14 protein-coding genes and 1 pseudogene are annotated in these 11,610 nt (G+C 29.7%); 14 read left to right on the forward strand and 1 reads right to left on the reverse strand.

The window, feature by feature from the left end; genetic code table 11:
- Positions 1-69: 69 nt before the first annotated feature.
- The 12 genes from ACPC57_RS07890 (at position 70) to ACPC57_RS07945 (ending at position 10,598) form a co-directional block, all read left to right on the forward strand.
- Positions 70-315 carry a serine O-acetyltransferase gene (locus ACPC57_RS07890; protein WP_434066670.1) on the forward strand — a complete coding sequence of 82 codons (246 nt, stop codon included), beginning with the start codon at positions 70-72 and terminating at the stop codon, positions 313-315.
- A 45-nt stretch (positions 316-360) separates the two neighbouring features.
- On the forward strand, positions 361-1,356 hold the full coding sequence (locus tag ACPC57_RS07895; protein WP_434066671.1) for a glycosyltransferase family 2 protein: 996 nt from the start codon (positions 361-363) through the stop codon (positions 1,354-1,356).
- Between the two features lie 16 nt (positions 1,357-1,372).
- Entirely contained in the window at positions 1,373-2,032 is a 660-nt protein-coding gene (locus ACPC57_RS07900) for an acyltransferase (protein ID WP_434066672.1), read from the forward strand.
- A gap of 120 nt (positions 2,033-2,152) precedes the next feature.
- Positions 2,153-2,299, forward strand: a complete 147-nt coding sequence (locus tag ACPC57_RS07905; RefSeq protein WP_434066677.1) for a DUF6625 family protein — start codon at positions 2,153-2,155, stop codon at positions 2,297-2,299.
- 167 nt (positions 2,300-2,466) lie between these two features.
- Positions 2,467-3,426: a glycosyltransferase family 2 protein gene (locus ACPC57_RS07910; RefSeq protein WP_434066673.1), complete on the forward strand. Its 960-nt coding sequence runs from the start codon at positions 2,467-2,469 to the stop codon at positions 3,424-3,426.
- Between the two features lie 154 nt (positions 3,427-3,580).
- Positions 3,581-4,726: a hypothetical protein gene (locus tag ACPC57_RS07915; RefSeq protein ID WP_434066674.1), complete on the forward strand. Its 1,146-nt coding sequence runs from the start codon at positions 3,581-3,583 to the stop codon at positions 4,724-4,726.
- Positions 4,727-4,906: 180 nt separating this feature from the next.
- Complete coding sequence (locus ACPC57_RS07920; RefSeq protein ID WP_084828835.1) at positions 4,907-6,346, forward strand: flippase; 1,440 nt, start codon at positions 4,907-4,909, stop codon at positions 6,344-6,346.
- A gap of 110 nt (positions 6,347-6,456) precedes the next feature.
- The gene (locus tag ACPC57_RS07925; protein WP_084828834.1) at positions 6,457-7,575 is read left to right on the forward strand and encodes a glycosyltransferase family 1 protein; all 1,119 of its coding nucleotides are present in this window, start codon (positions 6,457-6,459) and stop codon (positions 7,573-7,575) included.
- Positions 7,562-8,470 (forward strand): beta-1,6-N-acetylglucosaminyltransferase, encoded by a 909-nt coding sequence (locus ACPC57_RS07930; RefSeq protein WP_270315370.1) that lies wholly within the window; start codon positions 7,562-7,564, stop codon positions 8,468-8,470. Before ACPC57_RS07925 ends, ACPC57_RS07930 begins: the two co-directional genes overlap by 14 nt.
- Positions 8,471-8,870: 400 nt before the next feature.
- Positions 8,871-9,848, forward strand: a complete 978-nt coding sequence (locus ACPC57_RS07935) for a DUF6625 family protein (protein ID WP_270314581.1) — start codon at positions 8,871-8,873, stop codon at positions 9,846-9,848.
- A 52-nt stretch (positions 9,849-9,900) separates the two neighbouring features.
- Positions 9,901-10,056, forward strand: coding sequence for a glycosyltransferase family 2 protein (locus ACPC57_RS07940; RefSeq protein WP_434066678.1), 156 nt, complete (start codon positions 9,901-9,903; stop codon positions 10,054-10,056).
- On the forward strand, positions 10,056-10,598 hold the full coding sequence (locus ACPC57_RS07945; RefSeq protein ID WP_434066679.1) for a glycosyltransferase: 543 nt from the start codon (positions 10,056-10,058) through the stop codon (positions 10,596-10,598). Before ACPC57_RS07940 ends, ACPC57_RS07945 begins: the two co-directional genes overlap by 1 nt.
- Here the strand turns inward: ACPC57_RS07945 and ACPC57_RS07950 are convergent.
- Positions 10,561-10,688: pseudogene (locus ACPC57_RS07950) on the reverse strand (IS3 family transposase); the annotation flags it as partial. The gene ACPC57_RS07945 and the pseudogene ACPC57_RS07950 overlap by 38 nt on opposite strands.
- A 394-nt stretch (positions 10,689-11,082) precedes the next feature.
- On the opposite strand from ACPC57_RS07950, the gene ACPC57_RS07955 reads away from it, so the two are divergent.
- A complete protein-coding gene (locus ACPC57_RS07955; RefSeq protein ID WP_434066675.1) occupies positions 11,083-11,298 on the forward strand; it encodes a hypothetical protein in 216 nt (71 codons plus the stop codon).
- A 4-nt stretch (positions 11,299-11,302) separates the two neighbouring features.
- On the forward strand, positions 11,303-11,610 hold a 308-nt coding region (locus ACPC57_RS07960; protein WP_434066676.1), incomplete at its 3' end, for an IS3 family transposase.

The following is an 11,610-nucleotide window of genomic DNA, read 5'->3' on the forward strand; positions in this document are numbered from 1 at the left end:
TCACAAAGTATCAGTGATAATATTATATTATTTCATCCATACGGGATAGAGATTAGTGGTGGTGCAACTTTGGGAGAAGGCGTTATTATCAGACAACAAGTAACTATCGGTAACAAAGGCTCGGGTAAAAATGCAGAACAATGTCCTATTATTGGAGACAATGTTGATATCGGTGCAGGAGCTAAAATAATTGGTGGGGTGGTAATAGGAGAAAACTCTAAGATTGGTGCAAATGCAGTTGTTACTAAAAGTTTCCCACCAAACTCAATTTTAGTTGGAGTTCCTGCAAAGAATATATCAAAAGTAAGTGATTGATTGTAAAATATAAATATTTTTATACGTTAGGAGGAATAAGTTTTTATGGCGCGAGTGTCAGTAGTTGTACCAGTTTATAATGTGGAAAAATATTTGAGACAATGTCTGGATAGTGTAATTAAACAGGATTATAAAGACATTGAAATAATAATAGTTGATGACGAGTCAACAGATAACAGTGGTATAATTTGTGATGAATATGCTGAAAAGTACTCATTTATAGAAGTTGTGCATAAAAAAAATGGTGGATTAGGATTTGCCAGAAATACAGGAATTGAAAAAGCTCGAGGAGAATATATCATTTTTGTTGATTCAGATGATACTGTTGGTAAAAAGATGATAACAAATCTTTTATCAGAGATTGATAAAAATAATGCAGATACTGTTGTAGGTGGTTTTAGAAGAATTGATATTGAAAATCGAATTTTGTCTGAAGAAAAATATAAATTGGAAGAGTATATTGGGACTGATGTATATCACAAATTTTTCCCTAAACTATTAGGTTCCTCTCCAAAAGGACATGATAATATAAAAATGTCAGTTTGGAATGTTATGTTTTCTATGAAAATAATAAAAGAAAATAAACTCAGATTCGTTTCAGAAAGAGAATTGATTTCAGAAGATATAGTATGGGATATAGAATATTTTAAATATTCAAGGAAAGTACGAGTTATCCCATCTACAGAATACAACTATCGAGTGACCCCGGGGTCGTTAACACAGAAGTATAGACCTGAAATTTTACAATCTTTTACAAAACTATATAGCTATCTTGAAAAAAAGATAAAATCTGAGTTTTTGGGAGAGGACGCCTTACAGAGGTTACAACGACAATTTTTTGTTAACATCAGGTATAGTATTGCAAATGAGAAAAAAGTGGGGAAAAAAAATATAGTTTCTAGAATTAATAAGATAGTTAGAGAAGAAACTGTACAAAGAGCTGTATTTGAGTATCCAATAAATGAAATTGGTTTTAAACAAAGAATCTTTCTTTATATGCTGAAAAATAAATTGACACTGTTATTGGCAATGATAGTTTAAATCAAGGAAGAAGGACTTGAATTTTAAAAGAATTATTAAAAGAAAAATACTGGGCTATAAAGTGGATAGTGACAGTTATATAGATTATCTGAAGAATCTTGGTGTAAAGATTGGAAAAGGAGTTGAAATTTATCGTCCATTCAACACAACTATTGATATACAAAATCCACATATGCTAAGAATTGGGAATAATGTTCAGATGACCGGTCCAGTTACTATATTGACGCATGACTATAGCTGGTCTGTTATCAAAGCAGTATATGGTGAAATTTTGGGAAACCAACAAGAAACAGTGATAGGTGATAATGTAATTATAGGCGCAAATGCTGTTGCAAGTGGGAATGTAGACTCTAATTCTGTATATGCTGGAAATCCTGCTAGAAAAATAATGTCATTGGAAGAGTTTAAAAATAAACGCATGAAAAGCCAACTTGATGAAGCGGTTAAATATGTTTTAAGTTACGAAGAAAGATTTGGGAAATATCCAGAAGAAAGTAAGTTAGATGAGTATTTTTTCTTATTTAAACAGAATGGTCATGATTTAATACCCGAATTTGAAAGAAAAATGAACCTTATGGGAAATTATGATATGAGTTTAAAGGCTTTGGAAAATAATAGTTCTTTATTTAATAATTATAGTGAACTTATAGAATATTGTAGGAAAAAGTATGATTAACTACGGAATTTTTGTGGCATTAAGAGGCGAAAAAATAGTATCAATAAAATATAGAATGGAAATCAACATAGACAAATAATTGATGATCGGAATATCACTTTATTTTAGAAAGTTTTCTACATATTTTCTTTATTTTTAAAAAGTATTAAGTATAATGAAAACTACGCTTGGGTTATTGTAACTGATAATACTGATAATTATCTTAATCCTAAAAATATAAAAATGTTAAGTATAGTTTTTGAAGTATTTACAGGAAAATTTAAATAAAATTTAATGTTAAAATTTATATTAGCGATTATCACAAAATATGTGATTTTAAATCCACATATGTTTATCTTTTGAAGAAAAGTTACAAAATAGTATGTTTTTGGGATATTTCTGTATGGATTTGAATTCTTTTATTTCTAATGAAATGCTAGAAAGGAATTTTTAATTTGATTAATCATAAAGTAAGTATAGTAATTCCAGTGTATAATTCCGAGGAATTTTTAGAAAAATGTATCGATTCAGTATTGAATCAGAGTTATAAAAATATTGAGTTGGTCGTAGTTAATGACGGTTCAACAGATAATTGTAAAAGAATTATTGATGATTATGCAGTTGAAAACCCTTTGAAAATAAGAGCTATTCATATTGAAAATAGCGGTGTTAGCAATGCTAGAAATGTAGGGATGAAAGAGAGCAGTGGATCTCTGCTAATGTTTTTAGATGCTGACGATTACATTTCAAACAGCTACATTGAAGAGTTAGCATTATCATTTAATACAGAATATGAAAAAAATTGTATGGCGGTAGGTAATTTTTCTTTAATTTATACAGGTGGTTGGAAAAAAAATGAAAAGATTACGAGTACATTTTTTGAAGAAAACTGTTGTGCTAAGGAACTACTCAACGATTTAGCGGATTCTCCAGGAGGGGGATATGTTTGGAATAAGATGTTTCGACGAGATTTAATTTTTAAAAGTAATTTACTTTTTGATTCAAATATTGCATTAATGGAAGATTTCTTATTTTGTGCACAGTATTTAGATATGTATGCTGAATATAATGTGGGGATATGTGATGATTTCGGATATTTTTATGTTCAAAGAGAGACAAGTATTGTGCACAAAAATAAGAGGGATAAAAGTAAAATCGTAATGTTGGAAAAGATATTAATAATTTCAAAAAACTATAAAAAATTGTATCTATCCATGCAAGATGAGTATGCTAATCATTTAGTCTCCGTGAGTTTTTTTGATAGTAATTTATCAAGGAAGTATTTTATAGAAGTCTATAAAAAAATTAGACGGCACTCAAGTATTAAATATCTAACATTTAAACATAAGTGTATGTTGCTATTAGGATGCATTATACCTGAAATTATTCCTATATTAAGAAGTTATAGTGTTTAAAGAATTCAAAATATAATTGACAAAATTTTTCAATACAAGGTGTCATATTCATATGTAATGTAGCAGTATTCAATAAGTATTCTATACAATATATAAAATGGTATTATTGAATGAGATTTTGATCTAATTTATTTGTGAAAAGGAAGGAGTTAGGATGATAAATAGAGAAAAAATATATTTAGATGCAGAGAGCCTTTTTCTTCTTGCATTAGATCTTTTTCTGTTTGCTGATATTATGGATCATACGTATTTTCCAATGCCAAGCGAAATTAATAATACCATAGAACTTATTTCTGTAGTACTTGTTATTATAAAAATTTTATGGGATTTCAAACTGAAGGAAAATTTTATCAGTTTAAGTAGTTTTATCATATTAACAATTTTTATTTCGTTATCTATTTTATCTGCCCTAAATGTTAGAAATGTTCAACCAATAATAACAGCCATTTTAATTATGGGCGCAAGAAAAGTGGATTTTTTAAAGATACTAAAGCATTTTGCTATAGTAGCTACATTTTGTTTATCAATTACTTTTACAGCCTATTTTTTAGGGATTGCAAATTCTCCAGTGCTGGTTAGAGATGGGGTGATTAGATATACCTTTGGTTATAAATGGCCAACAGATTTAGCAGAGTTGATAACATTTATTTTGATGTCAGAATTATATATTTGTATACATCAAAAAAAGAGATTATCTTTTAGAATTCCAATCTATGTTATTGTCGGTTTGTTTTCATATTATATAATTAATGCTAGATTAGCTTCTATAGCAATATTTATTCTAATCCCAGTTTCCTTATTTTACAATTCTAAAATTTTTCAAAAAAGTAAGCTGGTCAAGTCTATTTTGGTGTTATTTATGCCAATATGTGTATTGTTATCAATTTTTTTAGTAACTTTATATACTAGATTCCCTAAGAGTATTTTTTTGGTCAATCTTGATAATTTGTTATCTTATCGATTATATTTAGAAGTGACTGGGGTGAAATTATATGGTTATACTATTTTTGGTCAAAATATTGTAGACGACTATATTGTAAGGTTTCATAATTCATGGTTTTATATTGATTCATCTTATTATATTTTTTTATTAGAGTATGGGATAGCACTTTTAATTTTTCTTTGTATGATGTATATTGTATTTGTAAAAAGGTGTTTACAAATACAGGAACATATCCTAGCAATAATGCTATCAATTTCCTGCATAATTGGATTAGTTGCCCAAGTGTGGTATTTGCCGGAGTATAATATTTTTTTGTTATCTTTTTTCCCAATAATTGAGAATAAATTAAAGATATAAATATTAATTATATGACTAGCTGACGTATAAAAGCATAAAATTTAAATTTATGGTTGTATTTTAAGTATAATAGCGTTTATGATTAGTTTTATGATATTCACATATTAGAAAATTTGAGTTACTTTTAATACACAAGGATTCTAAGATATTAATACGAAAGGAATTTAAGAAAATACCATAATGAAAGAAAAATCGTTAGTTCTAAATGCATTTTTAAATGGATTTAGAAATATATTGAATTTAATTTTTCCATTAATAACATTTCCATATGTAACTAGGGTTTTGAGTGTTAATGGAATAGGCGTATACAATTTTTCAAGTTCAATAGTAAGCTATTTTTTATTAATTGCAGGTCTTGGTTTAGCAAATTATGGAGTTAGAGAGGGAGCAAAATACAGAGATTGTATCGAAGAAGAAAGTGAATTTGTAAGCGAAGTGTTTTCAATCAACATAGTTGCTACAATTGTAGCTTATATATTACTTGCTTTTGTAACTATTTTCTCTCCTCAGATTAATGCTTCGGCTAGTACCATATGTATTTTTAGTTTACAGATATTTTTTACAACTATTGGTGTGGAATGGCTATTTTCCATGTATGAGGAGTACGCTTACATTACTATTAGGAGTATTGTTTTTAAAATAATATCAATTATTCTTCTATTCGTGTTTGTTAAGGATAAAAATGATGTTAATGTATATGCTGCCATAACAGTATTCTCATCAGTTGGTTCCAATATTTTAAATTATTTTAGAGCAAGGGAAATAGTTAACATCAGGTTGAAGTTTAATTTTAATTGGAAAAAACATCTCAAACCAATTATGATACTATTTGCATCGAATATTGCAGTTCAAATATATGTGAACTCAGGAATGACAATTTTAGGATTTATGAAGGATTCATACACAGTCGGATTGTATTCAGTATCATCTAAGATTTATACTATAATTAAAAATGGATTAGCAGCTGTACTGATTGTGACAATTCCGAGACTTTCAATGTTATGGGGAAGAGGTTTAGTTGATAAGTATAAAGTTTTGTTTAAAGACATATTCAATGGTTTGTTACTTATTATGATTCCGTCAATAATCGGAGTGATTATGCTAAGTAAGCAGATAGTTTTGATAATTTCTGGAGAGGAATATATTTCTGCGGTCTTTTCATTAAGGATTTTATGTTTTGCGTTAATCTTTTCCATCGTTGCTTGGATATTTAATGATGGTGTTTTAATACCTACTAAACGTGAAAAGTATGCATTATACTCAACTATAATTAGTGCCATCATAAATATTATAGCTAGCTTTTTGTTAATTGGTAGATGGGGGCAAGATGCTGCTGCTTTAGCAGTTCTAATAGCAGAGGCAGCAGGAATGATTATGAATATATATTGGTCTCGAGATATTATTAAATTAAAAGATATTTTAGAAACACATTTCGGTGCCATTATCGGCTGTATTATCATTATAGTAGAATGCGCTTTAGTTAATAGATATATTAGTGGCAATATCGTCAGTACGATTGTGGCAATTATTGTATCTGTGCTTACCTATACAATTATGCTCATAATTTTTAAAGATAGATTTTCCCAAACTTTCCTTAACCGATTAAAGTTCAGACGATAATTGTAAGTTATAGTTTTGATAAAGTATTTAAACCCGAGAAATCAAAGCGTGAAAAGTTAAAAAGTTGATTTTTATATCGCTAGTTTTATCTTGCCGAAGGAGATAAAAATTTGAAAGATAAGAAAATATTGCTGATAAATACTGTAATTTTAAGTGATAACGGTATCTCAACCTTCGTAATACAAAGTGCTAAAATTCTTTCTGAATTAGGTAATAGCGTGACAGTAGTAGCTACTAATAAAGTTGATGAAAAACGAAAAAATGAGCTAGAAGAAAATAATGTTAAGTTACTTGATGATTTTAATCGTTCAAATGTCCTTCGTTATTTTCAACGTTTATTGATGCTTATCAAACATGAGAAATATGATATAGTTCATGTTCATGGCAACAGCAATACTATGGCTATTGAATTGGTTGCAGCCCAGCTTGGTGGTTGTAAGGTAAGAATTGCACATAGTCACAATACTACTTCAGATCATATGACAGCTCACAAGATATTGTCTCCGCTTTTTAAAGAGTCTGTAACAGGTTGCTTTGCTTGTGGAGTCGATGCAGGAAAGTGGTTGTATCCAGATAAAGAGTTTTATGTAGTTAATAATGGGGTTGACTCTGATACCTATGTATTTAGTGAGAAAATGAGGAAGTCTACACGAGTTAAATTAAATATCAAAGACGAGGAAATTTTACTTGGTCATATTGGAGGTTTCAACTTTCAAAAGAACCAAGAGTTTTTAGTGGATGTTATGGCTTTGTTAGATTCTAGATTTAAGCTTTTATTTTTAGGAGATGGAGAATTTAGAAAGACCGTTGAACAAAAGGCTGTTAAAAAGGGAGTATCGGATCGAATTATTTTTATGGGAAATGTAAGTAATGTTCCGAAATATCTCAGTGCTATGGATATTTTTGTACTACCATCACATTTTGAAGGACTGCCATTTTCTCTAATTGAAGCTAAATCTTCGGGGTTACCATGTTTGCTGTCAGATAAAATTTCTAGAGAGGCTGATTTAGCAAGTGGAATTTCGTTTTTGAGTATTGAAAATCCAATGATTTGGAAGGAAAAAGTTATCGAAGTTGCAGACATTAAGGTGGATAGAATATCAGCAACTCAGTTAGCAAAAAAAGAATTATCTGCTAATGGCTATAATTCGTATCGAAATATTAGCGATATGGATGCTATGTATAATAAATTGTTAATGAAGAAGGGGAAGGCCTTTGAATACAAATAGTAGACATGCTTATCTTATTATGGTACATAAAGATATGTATTCATTTGAAAAACTTTTGCAGTTATTGGATTATGAGCTAAATGATATTTATGTTCATGTTGACTTGAAATGTAAAAACTTCAATTATGATTTGTATAAAAGTTTGATTAACAAAAGTAAATTAATTTTTATAGAAGATAGATATAGTGTAATCTGGGGTGGAGTAAGTCAGATAGATGCTGAATTGTCTCTTCTTAAGACAGCTCGGCAAAATGAGAATTACAGCTATTATCATTTGATGAGTGGTTCAGACTTACCACTTGAATCTCCTCGAAAAATACATCAGTTTTTTAATGAAAATGATGGTAAGATTTATCTGGACATACATCCAATCGATAACCCTAAAAATGAGTTTGAAAGAAAAATTTATCGACGGATTTCAGTAAGGCGGATTTTTACTCAATCTCGATCAATCTCTGGAAATAAAGCAAAGTTCTTGGTCTTGTTAGATAGACTGTACCTGATGTGGCAAGATAAAATTTTAAGACGAGATTATATTAGGCAAAAAGGTATTAGATTAGCATACGGTAGTAATTGGTTTAGCTTACCTAAATATATAGTGGATTATATATTGGCAAATAAAGGCAAGATTACGGATTATTTTTCTCAAGGTTGCTTTGTCGATGAGCTATTCATTCAAACTTTACTTAGGGAGGGAGGATACACTTCTGAGAGAAGTAATCTAAGGTATATAGATTTTAGGAGAAGTGATAGACCCGGTCACCCTTATGTATGGAGAGCAAAAGATTATGAAGAATTGATCAATGTCAAAGAATTATTTGCAAGAAAATTTGATGCTGATATTGATAAAGAGATTATTAATAAGATAGTCAAGCATGTAGAGTTAGCGGATTAAACTAAATAATGGATATACAATAATGCTAAAATTGAGAGATGTTGCTAGGATACATGGAAGATTTGCGTGCAGAAATACTATTAGATTAGTAGAGTGGGGCAAGGAAAATATAATAATGTAGAAAATCTAACTATTTTAACGGATTATCCATTTAAGAATGTTGCATTCATTGTTAATGATATGGAAGTGAAAAGGCAACACTTTTCTGTACAAAATTTTAAAGTATTTTTGTTGAAGGAAGCGTTATAGGAACGAAGAGTTTGGTTTTGGGCTTACAAATGGCAGAAACTAATTGTATGGCAGTCGGAATTCCTGCAAAAAATTAAGAAGAGGAACATTACACTAAATGATTAAAAATAGAAAAGTAGATACTAGGATAGTTTCTATTTGGGGTTAAGGAATGAAAAAGTGTACATTTGTAATACCATATTTCGGTGACTTTCCAAATTATTTTCCTTTATTTTTGAGAAGTTGTGAGTACAATAAAGATTATGAATGGTTAATTATCACAAACAATACAGCCGAATATAATTACCCTAATAATGTAAGGACTCTTTATATGACTTTTGAGCAATTTAAAGGTAGACTTGAGCAGAGATTGGGGATACAAGTAAACATTCAAGATTACCATAAAATTTGTGATTTTAAGCCAACATATGGTTATGTCTTTGAAGAAGAGTTGAAAAATAGTCTATTTTGGGGTTACTGTGATATGGATCTAGTTTTTGGTAATTTAAATGCTTTGATTACTAAGGATATGCTAGAAAATTATGATAAACTATTTGCTTTAGGACATCTGGTTATGTTCAAAAATAGTCATGAAAACAATAGACTTTTCATGGCTCCTTTGAATGGTGAGGTTGTTTATAAAAAAGTTTTAATATCTCCAAAAACTTTTATCTTTGATGAACCTTTTGGAATAGGAGAAGGTAAGTGTATTCATGATATTTTTATTGCCAATAATAAGAGAGTATTCTCTGAAGACTTTTCTTTAAACCTTAAAATTGAACCAGCAAATATTATTCAAGTGAAGTTTGACTATTATAAAAAAAATTGGTTAACTATAAGTCATAGAAATGATATTTGTTTGTGGAAAGATGGCAGAGTTGAAGTAATCACGTGTTCAAAAGGGCACCTTAGCGAAACCGACTATCTTTATATGCATTTTCAATCAAGAAAGATGAAATTTGATAATAGCCTTTTAGATACTAATCATATAAAAATATTAGGAGATGGATTTTACCAATTGGAATATTCTGAAGTGACACTTGAAAATTTTAAAAAGATAAAAAAAACAATTGTGTCAACAAGATATATAAAAATAATGATTGAATATAAAGTTGATGCTATATTGAAAAAATTAGGATTTAGAAAATAGTTTAAATATTTATGGAGACTTACGAATGGATAAATATTAAGTTAGTATAATAATTCCTGTATATAATTCAGCTGAATATTTGAGAGAGTGTATTGATTCGGTACTTTGTCAAAACTATAAAAATATTGAGTTAATTTTAGTTAATGATGGCTCAACCGATAGTAGTAAAAAAATCATTGATAATTATAAAAAAAACATCCAACAATAATAAAGGTATTTCATCTAGAAAATTCTGGGGTTAGTAATGCTAGGAACTTAGGTCTAAAAGAAAGCACCGGTAGTTTAATCACTTTTGTAGATGCAGATGACGTAATTTCAACCACCTACATAGAAAAACTAGTATCACCTTTTAGTGAAGAATATGATAAACTTTGTATGTCAGTTAGTCATATGACACTGGTTTACACCGACAACTCGGATTTTACCGAGAGAGTCGAGAGTACTGAATTTGAAACAGAGTGTACAGCGGGAGAACTTCTTAATGAATTATCCGTCTCACGTGGAGGTGGATATGTTTGGAATAAAATATTTAGACATGATTTACTAATTCAAAATAATATTTTTTTTGATCCAAATATTGCTATTACAGAAGATTTTTTGTTCTGTGTTCAATATTTAGATGCTTGTGCTGGTTATAATGTCAGAATAAGTAATGACTACGGTTACTATTATATACAAAGAAATTCAAGTGCTATACATCAGAATAATAGAGACGTTGGAAAAGTTCGAGCGTTGAATCATATTCTTTGATTAGTTCACTGCGTTTTCTTCCTGCATTGTGAAGGTCAACAAGAGTTGTTTGAACTCGTCGGTAAAGTGATGGCGAATTTTTTTAGACATACTTTTCTCCCATTTCTTTAGTGTAGAACACTTTATAATTTCTGTCCAGTTTAGTGTATGTAACAGATTTATATCTTTATATTTTTTAAGAATTCAGTGTGTTGCAATTATTAGCGCCTCCCCTATTTATTGCGGTGGGTATATTAATTGTTATTAAATGTAAACTTAAGTCTAGATTTTTAGAATTTATGAACAGTATTTCATTAGAGTTTTATTTGATTCAAATAGTTATGATGGAAATTTTTTGGGTAAATTCTAAGTCAGTACACAGTATAACATTCTTTCTAGTATTTATTATGACTGTTATTTTATCAAAAATTGACCTGATATAATTAAGTTGTAACACCTGTGTATAGTTTGGTAAAATACATACATAATCCAAGGAGATGTTACAATGACAAACAATCGTTACGAGCCTGAGCTCAAACAAAAGGTTCTTCGCCTCTATCTGGAAGAGGGACGAACCAAGAAAAGCCTGACCGAAGAATATAATCTTGGACAAGGCACGCTGACATACTGGTTACAGCATTCTTTGCGAAGGAAATCGATTAGCTCAGTACCAGTTCATCCAGAAATATCAACAGACATTTGGGGTCAGATGGCTTCTTAGAAGAATGAACATCTGTCCAAATGCTTACTATAATTATCTTAAAAACAAAAAACATGCTTATCGTCAGGAAAAGGCAGAGATTCAACGTAAAATTGTTGAAATCTACCACCGCGAAAATGGAGTTCCTGGATACCGAATGATGAACGATTATCTTAAGGGTATCGGAAGCATTCGTTCAGATTTGACAATACATCATTTTATGAATGAATTGGGCTTGCGTTCCATCACACGTCGCAAGAAACCAAACTATGTAAAAGGAACTGCCAATAAAATCTTTCCAAACCTTCTGAATAGGGAATTTGATGTAAAAGA

Origin of the sequence: Streptococcus sp. VTCC 12886 (assembly GCF_049893425.1) — a bacterium.
GTDB lineage: Bacteria > Bacillota > Bacilli > Lactobacillales > Streptococcaceae > Streptococcus > Streptococcus suis_AA.